The sequence below is a fragment of the Campylobacter sp. BCW_6464 genome, assembly GCF_001762775.1.
GTDB lineage: Bacteria > Campylobacterota > Campylobacteria > Campylobacterales > Campylobacteraceae > Campylobacter_D > Campylobacter_D jejuni.
Genome location: NZ_MJXM01000027.1, coordinates 1 through 17,699, shown reverse-complemented (window position 1 = coordinate 17,699; position 17,699 = coordinate 1). Strand labels below are relative to the sequence as shown.

Annotated in this window: 19 protein-coding genes and 1 pseudogene; 11 read left to right on the top strand and 9 right to left on the bottom strand. The window is 29.7% G+C overall.

All coding sequences use genetic code 11. The features are described from left to right. The first annotated feature begins 59 nt into the window (after nucleotides 1–59). From ffh to AJ885_RS01255, 9 genes are all read left to right on the top strand, one after another. The gene (gene ffh, locus AJ885_RS01295) at nucleotides 60–1,397 is read left to right on the top strand and encodes a signal recognition particle protein (protein ID WP_002861391.1); all 1,338 of its coding nucleotides are present in this window, start codon (nucleotides 60–62) and stop codon (nucleotides 1,395–1,397) included. A gap of 64 nt (nucleotides 1,398–1,461) precedes the next feature. Next, a complete protein-coding gene (rpsP, locus tag AJ885_RS01290; protein WP_002852274.1) occupies nucleotides 1,462–1,689 on the top strand; it encodes a 30S ribosomal protein S16 in 228 nt (75 codons plus the stop codon). Nucleotides 1,690–1,691: 2 nt separating this feature from the next. Then, nucleotides 1,692–1,934: a KH domain-containing protein gene (locus AJ885_RS01285; protein ID WP_002861392.1), complete on the top strand. Its 243-nt coding sequence runs from the start codon at nucleotides 1,692–1,694 to the stop codon at nucleotides 1,932–1,934. Beyond that, complete coding sequence (gene rimM, locus AJ885_RS01280) at nucleotides 1,927–2,466, top strand: ribosome maturation factor RimM (RefSeq protein ID WP_004305577.1); 540 nt, start codon at nucleotides 1,927–1,929, stop codon at nucleotides 2,464–2,466. The genes AJ885_RS01285 and rimM overlap by 8 nt, the downstream gene beginning before the upstream one ends. After that, nucleotides 2,463–3,167: a tRNA (guanosine(37)-N1)-methyltransferase TrmD gene (trmD, locus tag AJ885_RS01275; RefSeq protein ID WP_004305579.1), complete on the top strand. Its 705-nt coding sequence runs from the start codon at nucleotides 2,463–2,465 to the stop codon at nucleotides 3,165–3,167. The genes rimM and trmD overlap by 4 nt, the downstream gene beginning before the upstream one ends. Before the next feature lie 9 nt (nucleotides 3,168–3,176). Further along, entirely contained in the window at nucleotides 3,177–3,533 is a 357-nt protein-coding gene (gene rplS, locus AJ885_RS01270; protein ID WP_002861395.1) for a 50S ribosomal protein L19, read from the top strand. Between the two features lie 132 nt (nucleotides 3,534–3,665). After that, complete coding sequence (uraH, locus tag AJ885_RS01265) at nucleotides 3,666–4,079, top strand: hydroxyisourate hydrolase (RefSeq protein ID WP_002852246.1); 414 nt, start codon at nucleotides 3,666–3,668, stop codon at nucleotides 4,077–4,079. 23 nt (nucleotides 4,080–4,102) lie between these two features. Beyond that, on the top strand, nucleotides 4,103–5,443 hold the full coding sequence (locus AJ885_RS01260) for a class II 3-deoxy-7-phosphoheptulonate synthase (protein WP_002861396.1): 1,341 nt from the start codon (nucleotides 4,103–4,105) through the stop codon (nucleotides 5,441–5,443). Next, nucleotides 5,440–5,769 (top strand): ArsC/Spx/MgsR family protein, encoded by a 330-nt coding sequence (locus AJ885_RS01255; RefSeq protein ID WP_002861397.1) that lies wholly within the window; start codon nucleotides 5,440–5,442, stop codon nucleotides 5,767–5,769. Before AJ885_RS01260 ends, AJ885_RS01255 begins: the two co-directional genes overlap by 4 nt. Nucleotides 5,770–5,856: 87 nt before the next feature. Here the strand turns inward: AJ885_RS01255 and AJ885_RS10045 are convergent. Beyond that, a pseudogene (locus AJ885_RS10045) lies at nucleotides 5,857–6,024 on the bottom strand (SelT/SelW/SelH family protein); the annotation flags it as partial. Between the two features lie 195 nt (nucleotides 6,025–6,219). On the opposite strand from AJ885_RS10045, the gene dnaE reads away from it, so the two are divergent. Then, nucleotides 6,220–9,822, top strand: coding sequence for a DNA polymerase III subunit alpha (gene dnaE, locus AJ885_RS01250; protein WP_004305583.1), 3,603 nt, complete (start codon nucleotides 6,220–6,222; stop codon nucleotides 9,820–9,822). 12 nt (nucleotides 9,823–9,834) lie between these two features. On the opposite strand, the gene AJ885_RS01245 is transcribed toward dnaE, so the two are convergent. From AJ885_RS01245 to AJ885_RS01225, 5 genes are read right to left on the bottom strand one after another with little or no spacing between them, the layout of a single operon-like run. Next, complete coding sequence (locus AJ885_RS01245; RefSeq protein ID WP_002855231.1) at nucleotides 9,835–10,467, bottom strand: YggS family pyridoxal phosphate-dependent enzyme; 633 nt, start codon at nucleotides 10,465–10,467, stop codon at nucleotides 9,835–9,837. A gap of 35 nt (nucleotides 10,468–10,502) precedes the next feature. Beyond that, nucleotides 10,503–11,252: a flagellin C gene (flaC, locus tag AJ885_RS01240; RefSeq protein WP_004305585.1), complete on the bottom strand. Its 750-nt coding sequence runs from the start codon at nucleotides 11,250–11,252 to the stop codon at nucleotides 10,503–10,505. A 39-nt stretch (nucleotides 11,253–11,291) separates the two neighbouring features. Then, complete coding sequence (locus tag AJ885_RS01235) at nucleotides 11,292–11,762, bottom strand: DUF4149 domain-containing protein (protein WP_002871299.1); 471 nt, start codon at nucleotides 11,760–11,762, stop codon at nucleotides 11,292–11,294. A 12-nt stretch (nucleotides 11,763–11,774) separates the two neighbouring features. Next, nucleotides 11,775–12,590: a HemK/PrmC family methyltransferase gene (locus AJ885_RS01230; RefSeq protein ID WP_044780514.1), complete on the bottom strand. Its 816-nt coding sequence runs from the start codon at nucleotides 12,588–12,590 to the stop codon at nucleotides 11,775–11,777. Beyond that, the gene (locus AJ885_RS01225) at nucleotides 12,587–13,774 is read right to left on the bottom strand and encodes a M48 family metallopeptidase (RefSeq protein WP_053872775.1); all 1,188 of its coding nucleotides are present in this window, start codon (nucleotides 13,772–13,774) and stop codon (nucleotides 12,587–12,589) included. The genes AJ885_RS01230 and AJ885_RS01225 overlap by 4 nt, the downstream gene beginning before the upstream one ends. 126 nt (nucleotides 13,775–13,900) lie before the next feature. Here AJ885_RS01225 and AJ885_RS01220 point away from each other — a divergent pair, with 126 nt between their 5' ends. Further along, the gene (locus AJ885_RS01220; RefSeq protein ID WP_070209885.1) at nucleotides 13,901–14,086 is read left to right on the top strand and encodes a molybdenum cofactor biosynthesis protein; all 186 of its coding nucleotides are present in this window, start codon (nucleotides 13,901–13,903) and stop codon (nucleotides 14,084–14,086) included. On the opposite strand, the gene mog is transcribed toward AJ885_RS01220, so the two are convergent. The 3 genes from mog to AJ885_RS01205 all read right to left on the bottom strand — a co-directional run bounded on the left by mog (nucleotide 14,083) and on the right by AJ885_RS01205 (nucleotide 17,497). Continuing rightward, nucleotides 14,083–14,625: a molybdopterin adenylyltransferase gene (gene mog / locus AJ885_RS01215; protein ID WP_070209886.1), complete on the bottom strand. Its 543-nt coding sequence runs from the start codon at nucleotides 14,623–14,625 to the stop codon at nucleotides 14,083–14,085. The two genes, AJ885_RS01220 and mog, sit on opposite strands and share 4 nt — an antisense overlap. Nucleotides 14,626–14,645: 20 nt before the next feature. Continuing rightward, nucleotides 14,646–15,629, bottom strand: coding sequence for a magnesium/cobalt transporter CorA (gene corA, locus AJ885_RS01210; RefSeq protein WP_002861405.1), 984 nt, complete (start codon nucleotides 15,627–15,629; stop codon nucleotides 14,646–14,648). A gap of 113 nt (nucleotides 15,630–15,742) precedes the next feature. Then, nucleotides 15,743–17,497: a hypothetical protein gene (locus AJ885_RS01205; protein ID WP_070280582.1), complete on the bottom strand. Its 1,755-nt coding sequence runs from the start codon at nucleotides 17,495–17,497 to the stop codon at nucleotides 15,743–15,745. Nucleotides 17,498–17,699 lie beyond the last annotated feature (202 nt).

Genomic DNA, 17,699 nt, shown 5'->3' with positions numbered 1-17,699 from the left:
AAGAAAAAATTTTGTATAATGCAAGGTTTAATTTAAAAATTTTATAGAAAGGTGATAAAGTGTTTGAGTTAGTTAGCGAATCTTTTAAATCAGCGATTAATAAATTACGTTTTGTTGATGATGAAAAAGCACTTAAGAACGCTTTAGAAACCTTAAAAAAAGCTCTTTTAAAAGCAGATGTTCACCATAAGGTAACTAAAGAGCTTTTGACTTCGATAGAAGAAGATGTAAAGCAAAACGGAATAGGTCAAAAACAATTTTTAAATGCCATTAAAGTAAATTTAGAAAATATTTTAAGTGTCAATGGCAAAAATCAAGGTTTTGTTTTTGCTTCTAAACCCCCAACAGTAGTTCTAATGGCAGGTTTGCAAGGGGGCGGTAAGACTACAAGCACTATCAAACTTGCAAATTATTTAAAATTACGCAATAAAAAAGTTTTAGTTGCAGCTTGTGATTTACAGCGTTTAGCGGCAGTGGAGCAGCTAAGACAACTTTGTGAAGCTAATGAAATTGAACTTTTCTTCATAGAAAATGAAAAAGATCCTATTAGGGTTGCTAAAGAGGCTTTAAAAAAGGCTGAAAGTTCTATGGTGGATGTTTTGCTTGTGGATACTGCTGGGCGTTTGGCTATAGATGAGACTTTGATGAATGAATTAAAAGCAGTTAAGGATGTTTTAAATCCTGATGAGATTTTCTATGTTGCTGATGCAATGAGTGGTCAAGATGGGGTTAAGACTGCGGCTAGTTTTAATGAAGTTTTAGGTATCAGCGGGGTAATTTTATCAAAATTTGATGCAGATACTAAAGGTGGAGTAGCCTTAGGTATAGCAAAACAAATCGGTATTCCTTTAAGATTTATTGGTGTAGGTGAAAAAGTAGCAGATTTAGAAGTTTTTATACCAGATCGCATAGTAAGTCGTATCATGGGCGAGGGTGATTTGGCTACTTTAGCTGAAAAAACTGCTGCAGTGATTGATGAAAAAGAAGCTAAAAAACTCAATCAAAAAATCAAAAAAGGTGAATTTAATTTTAATGATTTTCTTAACCAAATGGAAAGTATTAAAAAATTAGGAAGTATGAAGTCTTTAATCGGTATGATACCAGGGCTTGGCGGAATGGCAAATGCGGTAAAAGATATAGATTTGGATAATTCTAAAGAGATTATACATATTAAGGCAATGATTTCTTCAATGACTCCAAAAGAAAGAGAAAATCCTGATTTGTTAAATAATGCTAGAAAACGTCGTATAGCAGAGGGAGCAGGTCTTTCTCAGGTAGAAGTCAATCGTTTTTTAAAACAATTTAGTAATGCAGCAAAACTTGCAAAAAGATTTTCAGGCAAAAAAGGAATGGAGAATTTGACACAAATGATGAGCCAAGCTAGAAGACAATTTTAAATTTTATTTATAAATACTTTTTATAGTATCTATAAATAAAATTTTTAATTTTTAAGGAGTATAAATGACAGTTATTAGACTTACAAGAATGGGTAGAACTAAAAGACCATTTTATCGTATTGTGGTTACAGACAGTAGAAAACGTCGCGATGGTGGTTGGATAGAAAGTATTGGATATTATAATCCTATGGTAGAACCTGAGGTAATTAAAGTTGATGCAGAGCGTTTAGCTTATTGGAAAAGTGTTGGTGCAAAACTTAGCGATAAAGTTGCTTCTATCACTAGCAAATAATCATGGTAGAGAATTTTCTTAGGGAATACGCAAAATTAATTGCAGATTATCCTGAACAGATTAACACTCAAAAAATTGAATTAAGTGAAAATTTTTTTGAGATTGTTCTTTTTGCACATAAGGTTGATACAGGTAAGCTTATAGGTAAAAATGGAAAAATGATCAATGCTATAAAAACCGTAATCTCTGCTTATAAGAGCAAGGATGCAAGTTCTTATAGGGTAACGGTAAAAGCACTTGAGTGAAAAAGATTTTGTTCAAGTTGCAAAACTTGGTAAAACTGTGGGTCTTAAGGGTTATGTAAAATTGCATAACCTGAGCGACTTTTCTTCTCAATTTAAAAAAGATGCTACCTTTTTTATAAAAAATACCAAAGAAATATTAAAGATTAAGCATTATAATGCAAGCAATTCTACTGTTTTATTTGAGAATTATGAAGATATAGAAAAAGCTAAAGAATTAACCAATCTTATTCTTTTTCAGAGTATCGAGAAAAGCAGACAAACTTGTAAATTAAAAAAAGATGAGTTTTTTTATTTTGATATTTTAGAGTGTGAAGTTTTTGAAGAAGATAAAAGATTAGGTAAAGTTGTTGATATCTTGGAAATTGGAGCTTCTTATTTATTTGAAATTCAAAGTGATGAAAAATGGGTGAATAAAAAATATTCTAAAATATTTTTTATTCCGTATCTAGATAAATTTGTTAAAAATATAGATATAGAAAAACGACAGATTTTTTGCACGCAAGATGCTTTTTTAATTTTAGAAAATTCATGAAATTTAGTTTCGTTTCTTTATTCCCTAATCTTATGAAATTTTACTTTCAGGATTCTATACTTGCAAGAGCAAAAGAAAAAAAACTTTTCAAACTTAATTTTTATAACCCAAGAGATTTTTCTAAAAATTCTTATCATAAAGTCGATGATTATAAAATAGGTGGTGGAGCTGGACTTTTGATGCAAGTTGAACCTATGTATGAGGTGTTAAAAAGTATTCAAGAAAAAAAAGAAAATCCCTATTTTATTTTTTTAAATCCAAGTGGTAAAACTTTTAATCAAAAAGACGCCAAACGCTTAAGTAAAAAAGAACACATAGTTTTTGTATGTGGGCGCTATGAAGGTATAGATGAAAGAGTGCTTGAAATTTTTGCGAATGAAGTTTTTAGCATAGGGGATTTTATTTTAACAGGAGGAGAATTACCTGCGCTTGTAATGTGTGATGCGATTTTAAGAAATGTTAACGGGGTTTTAGGGAATATGGAAAGTTTGGAAGAAGAAAGCTTTGAAAATAATTTACTCGAAGCACCTGCTTTTTCAAAACCTTTTATTTTTGAGAAAAAAAATCAAAAATTTTATACTCCTTCAGAGTTTTTAAAGGGTAATCACGCTAGAATTGCAAGTTTAAAAACTACTTTGGCGTCTTGCAAAACGAAATTTTTTCGTCCAGATTTATTTTTAGAGCATGAACGCAAAAAATAAGGGATTTTTATGAAAAATAAATATATAGAACAATTTGAAGCAAAACAAATTGAAGGTAAAAATGTTCCAGATTTTCGTGCTGGTGATACTTTAAAGCTTGCAATTCGTATCAAAGAAGGAGATAAAACAAGAATCCAAAATTTTGAGGGTATTTGTATTGCTAGAAGAGGTAATGGCGTAAGCGAAACTTTTATCGTACGTAAAATGGGTGCTAATAATGTTGGCGTTGAGAGAATTTTCCCTATTTATAGTGAGAGTTTGGAAAGTATTATTGTTTTGCGTCGTGGTCGTGTACGCCGTGCAAGATTATTCTACTTAAGAGATAGACGCGGTAAAGCAGCACGTATTAAAGAGCTTAAAAAATAATTTATAATTATTTTTTATTATAAGTCTAACAATTAAATAATTATAATTAATTTATAATTTTTATTATTTGATTTTAATTATTAATAATGCTCTTATATAATATTCCTTGTAAATATTATATAAGGAGAGAAAATGTTTTCTATTAAAAAAACTTTATTAATATTAGCAAGCGTGCCAATGTTTTTGAGTGCTACTGAATATCAATTAAGCACTCATGTCTTGGATATTACTTCTGGACAACCCGCTCCTAAAGTAAAAGTTGAGCTTTATAAGTTGGAAGCAAATCAACAGTGGAAAAAAGTAAGTGAAGAATTTACCGAAGAAAATGGTAGAATAGGGGATTTATTACCATATGAAAAAGCTGAAAATAGGGCTTTTGGAATTTATAAGCTTAAATTTTTTACAAAAGACTATTACACATCACACAAAATAAATACTTTTTATCCTTTTGTAGAGGTAAGTTTTGAGCTTTCTAAAGATCAAAAACATTATCATGTTCCAATAACCCTTTCTCCTTTTGGTTATTCAACTTATAGAGGAAGCTGATCAATAAAACGAAAGAAAAAACCATGTGGACTAAGAATTCTTGGAAAAACTATCCCATAAAACAGCAACCTATCTATCCAGATCAAGAGGAAATGAATAGAGTTTTAGCAAGACTTGAGAAACTTCCTCCTTTGGTTTTTGCTGGAGAAGTGAGAAATCTTCAAAAGTCTTTAGCAAGAGTTTGTAAAAAAGAAGCTTTTTTACTTCAAGGTGGAGATTGTGCTGAAAGCTTTGAAAATTTTGGCGCTGTAAATATCCGTGACATGTTTAAGATTTTACTTCAAATGGCTATAGTGCTTACATTTGCCGGTGGATGTCCTGTTGTAAAAATTGGTCGTATTGCAGGGCAGTTTGCCAAGCCAAGAAGTAGTGATTTTGAAGAGTTAAATGGTATAAGTCTTCCTAGTTATCGTGGTGATATTATTAATGGTTTTGAATTTAGCGAACAAGCGCGCATTCCTGATCCTCATAGAATGCTTGAAGCTTATTATCAAAGTGCAACAACGCTAAATTTGTTGCGCGGATTTGCTAAGGGTGGTTTAGCAGATTTGCATGAAGTGCATCGTTGGAATTTGAGGTTTTTAAAAAAGAGTGAACTCCATAAGCAATATACTGATATCAGTGAAAAAATTTCACAAGCTTTGGCTTTTATGGAAGCTTGTGGGATTAATACAAGTAATACTCCGAGTCTAAGAGAAGTTAGTGTTTATACTTCACATGAAGCTTTACTTTTGCCTTATGAAGAAGCTTTAACTAGAGTGGATAGTTTAAGTGGAGAAATTTACGATTGTTCAGCTCACATGCTTTGGATAGGTGAAAGAACAAGGGCGCTTGATGAAGCTCATGTACATTTTTTAAGAGGAGTAAAAAATCCTTTAGGGGTTAAAATAGGACCTAGTGCAAGTGCTGATGATATCATAGCTTTAGCAAATGTTTTAAATCCAAATAATGAAGAAGGAAGATTAAATATTATTATCCGCATGGGTGCAGATAAAATTATCAATAATTTGCCAAAAATTTTCTCCAAACTTAAAAGTGAAGGTTTAAATTTAGTATACAGCATAGATCCTATGCATGGAAATACAGTAAAAGCAGGTAATTTTAAAACACGTGAGTTTGATAAAATCATGCAAGAAGTGGGATCTTTTTTTGAGATTGCAATAAGCGAAGGGATTTATCCAGGTGGAGTGCATCTTGAAATGACCGGAAAAGATGTAACAGAATGCACAGGTGGTGCAAGCAATGTTACTGCTCAAAGCTTAGAAGATCGTTATGAGACTCAATGCGATCCAAGGCTTAATGCGGATCAAGCATTAGAGCTTGCTTTTTTAATTGCAGATTTAGTAAAAAAGGCTAGAAAATGAAACTTTATGGTATTAAAAATTGTAATTCTGTAAAGAAAGCTATGGATGCTTTAACACAAAAAGGTGTTGTATTTGATTTTATGGATATTAAAAAGATTAATCAAGATATTTTATACACATGGTTAAAACAAAAATCTTTTGAAGATCTTATCAATACTGCTGGATTAACTTCTAAAAAACTTGGTTTAAACAAAGAAAAAGTTAAAAGTTTAAATGAAAAAGAACTTGAGAAAATTGTATTAGAAAATCCAAGCTGTATTAAGCGTCCTATTATCGAGTATGAGCAAAACATATATATTGGCAAGGAATATGAGAAAATATTATGATAGAGTGTTTGATTACACTCTATTTTTTATTAATTGATTAATTTCATTTTGATATGGAAATCTTTCACTTTCGCAATTAATAAGTTATGTTTTAGAGAAGATAACTTTTCCGTCTACTTCAACGATAAAATCACCTCTGTCGCCAATTTCAAATTCTACTTCAACATCTTTGAAATCGCTTTGTAGTTCTTCTGCAACCCTTGCAGCTTGTGGGCGATAATTTCAAAGATTGCAATAAGCAATTTTTACTTTCATCATTTCATCCTTTGAAAAGTTTATTTTATTTAAGATTAAAATCTTAAATTTTTATTATAGTTTATTTTGGCTGAATTTTTGCCTTTTTTGTAAAATTTAAGTTGAAATTTAGGGTCAATTTCTTTCAAATTCAGCGAGAAAAATTTATAATTTTTATCAAAATTAAAATAAGCCTTAAAAAACTAAAGGAAGAAAATGAGTCAATTTACACACTTGCATTTACATACAGAATATTCTTTGCTTGATGGAGCTAATAAGCTTAAAGAATTAGCTTTGACTTTAAAAGAGCAGGGTGCTACAAGTGTTGCTATGACAGATCATGGAAATATGTTTGGGGCAATTGATTTTTATCAAACAATGAAAGCACAAGGTTTAAAACCTATCATTGGTATGGAAGCGTATTTACATAATCACGATGAATTAGATGATAAAAGTTCTCGTCAGCGTTTTCACCTTTGTTTGTATGCAAAAAATGAGATCGGATATCAAAATTTAATGTATTTAAGTTCTCAAAGTTATATTAAAGGTTTGTATTATTATCCGCGTATCAATAAAAAGCTTTTAGAAAAATATAGCGAAGGTCTTATTTGTTCTTCTGCTTGCTTGCAAGGTGAAGTAAATTGGCACTTAAATACTTATAGTGAAAGAAATGTGCGTTTTGGTGCAAAAGGCTATGAAGCAGCAAAAGAAGCAGCATTATGGTATAAAAAAGTTTTTAAAGATGATTTTTATTTTGAAATCATGCGTCATGGTATAGGTGATCAAAGAATGATAGATGATGATATTATCAGACTTTCTAAAGAATTAAATATAAAAATCATTGCTACAAATGATACGCATTATACTTTTAAAGAAAGAGCGGCTGCCCATGAGGTTTTTATGTGTATAGCTATGGGAAAAAAACTTAATGACCCTGATAGAATGCGTCATAGTGTGCATGAATTTTATGTTAAAAGCCCTGAGCAAATGAGTGAGCTTTTTGCAGATATTCCAGAAGCTATAGAAAATACACAAGAAATCGCGCAAAAATGTAATTTAGAGCTTAATCTTGGCAATCCCACTCCACCGAATTTCAAATTTACAAGAGAATATGCTAAAGATCATAATATTACCTTGCCTGAAGAAACAAAAGAATTTAGCTTTGATAATGATGACATAGTTTTTGAAGAGCTTTGTAAAAAGGGACTTGAAGAGAGATTAAAATTTATCGATGAAAGCAAGCATAAAGAATACAAACAAAGACTTGAGGTAGAAATTAATATCATTAAAAATATGAAATTTTCAGGTTATATGCTTATTGTTCATGATTTTATTAAAGTGGCTAAAGATAAAGGCATTCCAGTAGGTCCTGGAAGAGGATCAGCTGCAGGAAGTTTGGTTTCTTATTGTTTGAGGATTACGGATTTAGATCCTATTCCTTATAGTTTACTTTTTGAGCGTTTTTTAAATCCTGAGCGTGTGAGCATGCCTGATATTGATGTGGATTTTTGTCAAGACAGACGTGCTGAAGTGATTGATTATGTGATTGATAAATATGGAGCAGATAAGGTTGCACAGGTTATTACCTTTGGTAAGCTTTTAGCTAAAGGGGTGATTCGTGATGTGGCTAGAGTTTGTGATATGAGTATTCAAGATGCTGATGAGCTTGCTAAACTTGTGCCTGAAGAGCTTAAAATCACTCTTGATGCTGCTTATGAAAAAGAACCTAAAATCAAAGAATTTATTGATCGTCATCCTAAAGGTCCTGAAGTTTGGGAATATGCAAGAGCTTTAGAAGGATTAAATCGCAATGCGGGTATGCACGCAGCGGGTGTTGTAATTTCTAATGAAAGTTTATGGAAGAAAACTCCGCTTTTTAGACAAAGTAAAAATGATGAAAGACATTTAGTAACGCAGTATTCTAAAGATCATTTAGAAGATGTAGATTTGATAAAATTTGACTTTTTAGGTCTAAAAACTTTAACAGTAATCAATAATGCAATCAAGCTTATTAAAAAGCGTTATAATAAAGACATTATTTGGGAAACCATAGATGTAAATGATAGCAAAGTTTATAAAACCATACAAAGTGGAAATACTTTAGGGATTTTTCAAATCGAATCAGACGGTATGCAAAGCTTAAATGCACGCTTAAAACCAGAGCGTTTTGAAGATATCATTGCGGTTCTTGCGCTTTATCGTCCAGGCCCTATGGAATCAGGAATGCTTGATGATTTTATCGATAGAAAGCATGGTTTAAAAAGTATAGAATATCCTTTTGACAGTTTAGAAAAGGTTTTAGAGCCTACTTATGGGGTTATTGTTTATCAAGAACAGGTTATGCAAATTGTTCAAATTATAGGTGGCTTTTCTTTAGGAGGTGCTGATGTAGTGCGTCGTGCTATGGGTAAAAAAGATCCTGAGAAGATGAAAAAGCTTAAGACTGATTTTGCAGATGGAGCAGAAAAACAAGGATATGATAGAGCAAAAGCTGAGGATTTATGGGAGCTTATCGTAAAATTTGCAGGATATGGTTTTAATAAATCTCACTCTGCGGCTTATGCGTTGATTACTTTTCAAACAGCTTATTTAAAAACTTATTATCCTAGTGAATTTATGGCAGCGCTTTTAACAAGCGAAGAAAACAATGTGGATAAAATTGCTGTTTATATTGATGAGATGAAAAAAATGAATATTAAACTTTTACCTCCATCGATTAACAAAGCGATCCGTGAATTTAGTGCTTTAGAGCAAGATGGCAAGGATGCTATTATATACGGACTTGGGGCTATAAAAAGTGTGGGTATTCCTGCAGTTGAAAATTTACTTGAAGCAAGACAAGATGGAGAATTTAAGGATATTAATGATTTCTTAGGTAAGATAGATCCTACCAAAATAAACCGTAGAACATTAGAAAGTCTTATTAAGGCAGGGGCTTTTGATGAGTTTGGTTTTACTAGAAAAGCTTTGTTTGATAATATGGAAAATCTTAGCGAAGCATCGCGTAAAATGGCTGAAGTAAGAAAAAATGCTGCAAGTTCTCTTTTTGGTGAAGAGGAATTAACTTCAGGTGTTCAAGTAAATTTTACTCCCAAAAATGAAGAATTTGAAGTGATGGAAAAATTAGGATATGAAAAAGAAATTTTAGGAATTTATGTTTCAGGCCATCCTTTAGATCGATTTTATGAACAAATTAATGCCATAGATTATGTTAAAAGTTTAGATTTTGAAAGTTTAAAAAACAATGGAGAAATTTTAAGTATAGGTAAAATTGAAGATTTCAAATCCATGATGAGTAAAAATAATAAGCGTTATGGTAGAATTGAAATTTTGGATTATTATTCTTCGTTTGATGCTACTGTATTTGAAAGCAATGTAGAAGAAATAGAAAACATCATCAAAGATGAAAATTTAAAAAATAATGCCTATGGTTTTGTATTGGGATTTAAAGCTGAGGGAGGGGAGAAGCCTAGCTTTTTTTTAAAAGCAATTAAAGATTTACAAAGTCTTGAAGATGGCGAGATTAAAGCTATAAAAAAATTTGGAGCAAAAAAAGATTTCAAAAATAAAGAAGAAAATCATTTTACCGCAGAACCTAAGGAATTTGAAAAAAATATCATAGAGTTAGATTTGACAAGGTTAAATAGAGAATTAATCTATGAAATTCATGAAATTGCTAGAAATGCACATAATCCTAATGAAAAAAACAATAAAAAACTTGTTTTAAAAGTTATTAGTGCGGGATCTTGCTTGCTTTATCATACAGATTTTATTATCTCTGATAGTATAGTAGAGGAAATTTCTAATAAATATGCTTAAGTAAGATTGTTCTTACTTAAGATTTTTAAATAAAATGCTTCCAAGTCTTACTAAGTTGGATCCGCATTTTATAGCAATTTCAAAATCATTACTCATCCCCATAGAGCAAATTTTAGCCCCATGTTTTTGAAGAATTTCATAAATTTTAAATGTAGTTTCAAAGCTTTTGATAATACTTTCTTTATCTTGGCTGTGTGATCCTATGCTCATTACGCCACAAAGATTTAGATTAGAGCATTCTTCTTGTATTTGTAAATATTCTTCTACAGCTTGATTTGGATCTAGACCGCTTTTGCTATTTTCATTTGCACTATTGATTTCTAATAAAGTATTTAATTTATAATCAAGTCTTTTGTCCATAGCTTTAGCTATTTTAATACCATTGCAAGAGTGCCATAATATAGGTTTTTGTTTGATTAAGAGATTGATTTTGTTGCTTTGTAGAGTTCCTATAAAATGCCACTTTATGTCTAATTTTTTTTCATCAAGATTTTCTTTTTTTTGTGCTAGAGCTTGGACTTGATTTTCTCCAAATTCTACTATACCTTGATCAAAAAGCTTTTCAATTATACTTGCATCGACATACTTGCTTGCGGCTACAAGACGAACGTTTTTGGTTTTTTCTAAAATTTGCTCTAAAGTCATTTTGATAAAGAAATAAGCCCTATTTAGGGCTTATATTATTGTAATAAATTAGCAATTTTGCTTTGAAGCTGCATGTTGGATTGCGCAGCAACAAAAGCAGCAGCATTTTCTTTTAGATAATTGGCATTAAAATCATTAACATTTTTTGCTATGTCATTATTTAGTAAATTATTTTCAGCTGCTTTTGAGTTGATGCTATTTTGAACACTTGCATTAATATTTGATGTGATGGCATTGATACCTGAGCCTATTTCACTTCTTAAACTTCCAAGTTGATCCATAAAATTTGTAATACTATCTTGATTATCTATGCTTAATCCACCTGTTGCTAATGGATTTAAATTTGTAGTTTCAGTTCCGCTACCTACTACAAAATTCATAGTTTGAAAGACATTTTTTCCATTATAAGTTGCATTATTAAAAGAATCATTGATGGATTCTTGTATGCGTGTTGCTTCTGTTCTTAGCATTCCTTTTTGAGAATCATTAAGTGCAGCATTGTTCATTTTTACTGAAAGTTCATTAAGTCTATCTGCACTTTGAGAGATATTAGTAAGGCTAGCATCTGCAATTTGTAAAACCCCTATAGCATCATAAGCATTTGCGATACCTTGATCTATAGTGCTTGATTGAGATCTTAAAGAGTCAGCAATAGCTAAATTGGCACTATCAACTCCACTTATTGCGCGAACAGCTGCAATATTTTCTAAAGCTTTATCGCTAGCTTTTTGTGCATTGTTTAAATAGTAATTTTGTTGCATCATAGTTGCATCAGAGATCATCATGGCCTACTCCTTCTCTTTTTGGATTTATTTAATATTCTATCATTTTTTTGCTATTTTAAAGCTTAAGAAATACAAAAAAACTTGCATTATCAAGATGATTTTAATCACCACTTCACTTGCATTATGGATACTGATAAATTCTTGAGTTTTTGTAGCGTTTTCACCTAAGTTTTGAAGTTCAATTATGGTATTAGTAAAATAAAAAACAAATATTAAGCTTAAAATCAAAATAAGCAAACTCAGCATAAATTTTGAAAATTTTATTTGAAATTTTATTTCATCTTTTATAAGAGAATAAATTTCATATAAAAAATTAACCACTGAAACAAAAATCAGTAAATATCCCATTTTAATAAAAATTTGCGTCATCATTAAGCCACTTTGAAAATGGCTCAACACTCCTTCCCCTATAAGATTCTGAGGAAAAAAAATTGTTGGTGCAACAACTATTCCTAGTATGAGTTCAACCCCTATGATGGAGGCAAGTAAAAATAAATTAACAGCTTTCAAAAGTTTCTCCTTTTATTTTTTATCATAACGCATATTTGTAAATTTAGCTATAAAAGCACGATTATAACCTTGTTCATCTTTGAAAAAATCAACAATGAAATTATTTTGATATAAAATTTTTTCCAAAATTTCTTTTTGATCATAGCCAAATTCACAAGCTAAAAATTTAACTTTTTTATCGAGGGAAAAATGTATGATTTCTTCTAGAATTTCATATCCTTTTTCTCCGCCAAATAAAGCTTCTTTGGGTTCTTTTTGTACCCAAATATCTATAGGATATGAATTTTTAATATAAGGTGGATTTGAAAAAATAAAATCATAATTTTCTTTAATTTGCTTAAAATTACAAAGCTTAAAGTCAATCAAATGTTCGACTTTGTGTAATTTGGCATTCTCTAAAGCTAATTCTAAGGCTTTAGGATTGATATCACAGGCTGTGATTTTTAACCCAAGTTCTTTGGCTAAAACAATACTTAAAATTCCGCTTCCAAATCCTATTTCTAAAATCTTATTAAAAGTATTTTTTTTGCATAAATTTAAAATTTGAAAAAGTAAAATTTCACTATCGTAACGAGGGATTAGAACGCCTTTTTTTATCTTAAACTCTAAGCCCCAAAAATCCACTTTTTCAAATATATATTCAAAAGGTTCTCCAGATTTAAAACGTCTTATAAGCTCAAAATAAGGTTTGTGATCTATTTCTATATCTTGGTTTAAAAATAACCAAGCTTTATCTTTTTTTAGATATTCACAGAGTATAAATACTGCTTCATTTTCATAACCTTTTAAGCTAGATTTAGCTTCTATAAGAGCATTTTTTATAGTCAAGAAAGAGCCTTGATTCTATCGCTAATACTTGGATGACTGAGATAAAAAAATGTATATATTTTACTTGTTTTGATAAAAGCTTTATTTTCTCTTGCTAGAGCTATCAACGCATTTTTCATATCTTCTTTGCTTGTAACTTTAGCTCCGTGTTGATCAGCTGCAAATTCATTTTTTCTACTTAAGGCATTAAGTATAGGAGAGATTAAAAAGCTAAAAATATTTGCAAAGATAAATAAAAGAGCAAATACACCGCCATTTACTCCTTCTAGATGACTTTCTAAGTAAACAAATTCAGGTAAATTTGCAAAAACAAAAAAAAGTAAAAACATAGTTATAGCACCGTTAAATAAAGCTTTGATAATATCTTTATGAACAAAATGTCCAAGCTCGTGTCCTAAAACAGCTAAAAGTTCTCTTTCATTTAAAGCTTTTAATAATGTATCAAAAAGAACCACTCTTTTGCTTTTAAAAAGTCCACCAAAATAAGCATTTAAACGTTTATCTCTTTTGCTTGCATCAATAACATAAACCCCATTTGCATTAAACCCACATTGTTTCATTAAAGAGCTGATTTTTTTCAGCAAATTTTCATCGTTTAGTTTTTCCATTTTATTAAAAATAGGTGCTATCAAGGTAGGGTAAATAAGATTTATAATCACTATAATACAAAAGGCAAAAATAAAGGCCACAATCCACCAAAAAGTTCCAAAAAAATCATAGCAAAAAAGCAAAGCATAAAGGATTAAAAATCCAAATATTAAAGTTAAAATAAGACTTTTTACAGTGTCTTTGATAAAAAGTTTTGCAGTCATATTTGAAAAACCATGGGCTTTATCTTTGACAAAACTTTCATAAATACTTAAAGGTAGATTTAAAATGCTTGTGATTATTAAAAAAGATAATAAAAATAAAGTATTTTCAAAACGAGTGTTGTTTGAGATAAGTAATTCTTTAAGATATAAAAATCCAAAACCTATCCATGCAACATTGATGATTAAATTATAAAAATTGGAAAATAGTTTAAATTTTTCATTTTCGATGGCAATGTCTGCTGCATTTTGATAGTCTTTTTCGCTTAAAATTTGAGCTTGTTTGTCTTTTTCTCTTTCTAAGAAACGAATTTGAGTATAGGAAATCCAAGATAAAAGTGCTGTGTAAAGACATAAAATTGCAATTAAAGTCATTATTTTTCCTTGATTGGTTTTTTGCGAATTCTAGCTTAAAATAATGAAATAAAGTTAATAGCTTAAAATCTAAAATAATATTCTTGTCAACTAAGTTGATATATATTTATAAAAAAGGATTAAAGAATGTTTTTTAAGAAAAAGATTTCACAAAAGCAAAAAGAAAAACCTAAAATTCCAACCAATGATGTGATTTTAGATGACAGACTTTGTAAGTTTAAAAATAAAGTGCAAAAGATAAGTAAAGATGAAGCTTCGGCAAGTCTGCTTGCTAGACAATTAAGCAGACTTATCAGAGCTAATAAATTTTAATTTTGACATTTTTTCTTAGGGCGAAAAACCTTAATAACTTCATCATTTGCTTCTATATAAGTGCCTTCTATCAAATCGATACAGTAAGGTATAGCTGGAAAAACAGGCTCTAGACATTCTTTTATAGCTTTAGGATTTCCTGGTAAATTAATAATAAAAGATTTATTGCGAATTCCTGCATTCTGTCTTGAAAGTATAGCTGTTGGGACATATTTTAAACTTTCTAAGCGCATAAGCTCTCCAAAACCTGGCATCATTTTATCACACACGGCTTCCGTGGCTTCTGGGGTTACATCACGAAGCGCTGGACCTGTACCTCCGCTTGTAATAATCAAATCGCATTTTTTTTCATCTGCTAGATAAAGTAATTTTTTAATGATCAAATCATAATCATCAGGGATTAATTCTTTATGATAAATAATATCATTTTTTATATATGAATTTAACACTCTTTCAATTTCAGCAGTAGCTTTATCTTCGTATATGCCACTACTTGCTCTATCGCTTAGGGTTAAAATTCCTATGTTTATCGTATCCATTATTCCTCCTTAATAAATTTTTATAACCATCCTTTTTTCTTGAAAACAACCAAAGGTAAAATGATAGAAATTACCATCACGCCAAGCACTATGGGATAAGCATAGTGAAGTTCAAGTTCTGGCATGAATTTAAAATTCATACCATAAACAGTTCCTATTAAAGTAGGAGGCATCATGGCAACAGTTGCAACGGTAAAAATTTTAATGATTTTGTTTTGTTCTATGTTGATTTGGCTGGCTAAAATGGTTTGAATATTGTCTAAGATATTAAGTTGTGAAACACTAAATTCAACCAAAGAATTTAAGTCTTTTAAAACTATAGTAAGATTTTGTTTTATATCTTTATCGATTTTATCGCTTTTTAGCAAAGAAGTCATAGCACGACGTTTATCAAATAAAGAATCTCTTACACGCATATTAAGCTCTTGTAAGCTTGAAATATCCTTTAGCATTTCATCATAACTATATTCATCTTTTTTTTCTAAAACACTTGTTCTTAAGCGTCTTGCTTCTTTATCTATCCATTCTAGCAAATCCGCATCTTTTTCAACGCGCACTTCAAACATTTTATCAATAATATCAAAACCATCTTCAAAATTCTTCGGACTAGCTAAAATCCTTGCTTGAATTTCTTCAAAAGTACTAAATTCGTTATATCTTATAGTAAATAAGATATTTTTAGCTGTAGCAAAAGTAACAATTTCTGTGCGAAGCTTGATTAAATTCCTATCTTCTTCATCGCTTTTAAGATCTCTTACTAAAAAATGAGCATTGATGGTTATTGTCGCATTGTCTTCCCAATATTTTGCGCTAAGTTCTATTTCTTCTCTTTCTTCTTTTGTAGGAAACTCAAGATTAAATTCACTTGATATAAAAGCAATTTCCGCTGCACTTGGATGAAGTAAATCAATCCATAAAATATTTTGTGGTAGTTCTTGACTATCGAGATTAAAGTTGATTCTTTGAACTAAAGCATTTTGAGTTTTGATATAAACATAGAGCATAGTTATTCCTTATTTTTAACTTTAAAATTATACCTTGATTAGTTTAAAAATCAATTTTTTAATTTTTGCAAATCAAAAACCAAATTTTCCACCTAAAGCTCTTAAACTAAGCTTTAGTTTAAAATATCTTTAATCAGTTTTTGCAAATTTCTTTTTGTTTCTTCTCGTTCTTTTATGATAAAACATTTTGCTTTTGGCCAAAAATAACTTTTAGGATTTTCAAATTTTCCCCAACGCCAATCAAATCTAGGATGTAAAAGAACTATAGTAGGAATATCCATAGCTAAACTTAAATGCGCTATAGCACTATCAATACTAAGCATACAGTCAATATCATATAAATAATTTAGAGTATCATTCCAATTTTTTATAAGCTTACTTCTATCTTCTATTACCTTAGGTAATTCTTCTTTTAATTGCATTTGAAAAGAAATGATTTCATAATCTAAGTCTTTTAATATATCAAATAAAAATTCAAATTTTACATTTCTTAATAAATCAGAATTTTCAGCATTAGGAGTAGCATAAAAAATACCAAGTTTTTTTCTTTTATTATGCGGTTTTTTCTGCGGCAATATAGGTGTTTTTAATCGTGAAATCTCATCAAGCTTAATATCAATAAAAAAAGGCAAAGAACAAATAGGAATAGCATAATCAAAATTTGTAGGTAGATTTTTTAAAACCTTTACATTTTTAAAAATATCATCATTTTGATTTAAAAATTTGATTTGATTTTTAAACATTTCATACATGGCACTTTGAGGAGCAAATAAAACCTTTGAAGCGATTTTGCAAAGTTTTTCTAAGCATCTTGCATACATTATAGTATCGCCAAAGCCTTGCTCGCAAAATACTAAAACTTCTTTATTTTTAAAAGCATCAACGCCAAATTTATTAAAAGCTTTTAAGCTTTCATTATAATGATAAGTAGAAAAAGTTTCATTATGAGCATAAAATAATCTGCTTTCATAATACTTCTTGCCCTCTTCAAAATTATCATCCACTCCCATACGCATCAAAAGATAAGCCAAATCAAATTGATAGGTTGCATGAGAATCCAAGCTAAGACATTTTTTATAAGCATGATAAGCTTCTTGATAGTTTGAGTTAAATTCTAATACCTTAGCATAGTTTTGCCAAAACTGTGCATGGTGTTGATTGGCTTCTTGTAGTGATTGAAAAAGTTCTAAAGAATCAGATATTCTAAAAAGCTTAAAAAGCAAGTATGCTTTTTGGGGTAAAATTTGATGAGTTAAAAAATCTTCTATTTTAGAAATGGTAAGATTTTCTTTGGTTTTACTGTGAAGCCTATCTTCGAGTTTGACTAAATTAAGATTGGTTTGTTCAGCAATGATTCCTTTTTGTAGTTTATCAATCAAATCTTGCATAAAATGACACAAGTGCTCATGTGCATTTAATGCCTTCGTAAAATCATGTTTAAAATAAATTTCTGCATAATTTTTCCATAGATTAAGATTATACATATCTTTAGAAAGTAATTCTTTGAAAATTTGTTCAGATTCTTCTAGTTTATTACTCAGTTTATAAATAAAAGCCAATTCTAACTTAAGTTCATCTTCTAAATCATCTTTGCGAGTTAAAAGTGTTTGTAATAAATTCAAGGCTTCATCAAGTCTTAAATTTTCAATATAGCTTTTAGCAAGCATAAGACCATTAAAACTTGTAGGATTTAAAGAAAAAAGCTCTTGAGCATAATATAAAGCTTTTTGAAAAAGAGAAAGTTTATAAGAAGAAAGCATAGCAAATTCTAAAGCAAATTTTGGACTTTCTTTTAAAAATTGCTCACTCAAGTTTAAACATTTTTCATAATTAGCATTAAAATAATAATAATGAATTTTATCAAACATATTTTTCCTTGATAGTTACATTAAAATCTAATATTATCTTATAAGTTGCATAAAAAGATAATTATATTTTTATAAAATTAAATAATAAAACAAAAATAAATACAATAAAAACATCCATCCTAATAATTTTAAAATTATTAGGATGAAATTTTTAACAAGTAGGAGAGTAAACTAATTAAACTAAGTATGATCTTTTATAAGA

Excerpts from the sequence above, each read along its gene's own strand:
- AJ885_RS01205 (WP_070280582.1), bottom strand. The coding sequence starts at position 17,497 with ATGTTTGATAAAATTCATTATTATTATTTTAATGCTAATTATGAAAAA.
- AJ885_RS01245 (WP_002855231.1), bottom strand. The coding sequence starts at position 10,467 with ATGACTTTAGAGCAAATTTTAGAAAAAACCAAAAACGTTCGTCTTGTA.
- rplS (WP_002861395.1), top strand. The coding sequence starts at position 3,177 with ATGAAAAATAAATATATAGAACAATTTGAAGCAAAACAAATTGAAGGT.
- dnaE (WP_004305583.1), top strand. The coding sequence starts at position 6,220 with ATGAGTCAATTTACACACTTGCATTTACATACAGAATATTCTTTGCTT.
- AJ885_RS01225 (WP_053872775.1), bottom strand. The coding sequence starts at position 13,774 with ATGACTTTAATTGCAATTTTATGTCTTTACACAGCACTTTTATCTTGG.
- flaC (WP_004305585.1), bottom strand. The coding sequence starts at position 11,252 with ATGATGATCTCTGATGCAACTATGATGCAACAAAATTACTATTTAAAC.
- AJ885_RS01260 (WP_002861396.1), top strand. The coding sequence starts at position 4,103 with ATGTGGACTAAGAATTCTTGGAAAAACTATCCCATAAAACAGCAACCT.
- uraH (WP_002852246.1), top strand. The coding sequence starts at position 3,666 with ATGTTTTCTATTAAAAAAACTTTATTAATATTAGCAAGCGTGCCAATG.
- trmD (WP_004305579.1), top strand. The coding sequence starts at position 2,463 with ATGAAATTTAGTTTCGTTTCTTTATTCCCTAATCTTATGAAATTTTAC.
- AJ885_RS01285 (WP_002861392.1), top strand. The coding sequence starts at position 1,692 with ATGGTAGAGAATTTTCTTAGGGAATACGCAAAATTAATTGCAGATTAT.
- mog (WP_070209886.1), bottom strand. The coding sequence starts at position 14,625 with ATGGATACGATAAACATAGGAATTTTAACCCTAAGCGATAGAGCAAGT.
- corA (WP_002861405.1), bottom strand. The coding sequence starts at position 15,629 with ATGCTCTATGTTTATATCAAAACTCAAAATGCTTTAGTTCAAAGAATC.
- AJ885_RS01220 (WP_070209885.1), top strand. The coding sequence starts at position 13,901 with ATGTTTTTTAAGAAAAAGATTTCACAAAAGCAAAAAGAAAAACCTAAA.
- rpsP (WP_002852274.1), top strand. The coding sequence starts at position 1,462 with ATGACAGTTATTAGACTTACAAGAATGGGTAGAACTAAAAGACCATTT.
- AJ885_RS01255 (WP_002861397.1), top strand. The coding sequence starts at position 5,440 with ATGAAACTTTATGGTATTAAAAATTGTAATTCTGTAAAGAAAGCTATG.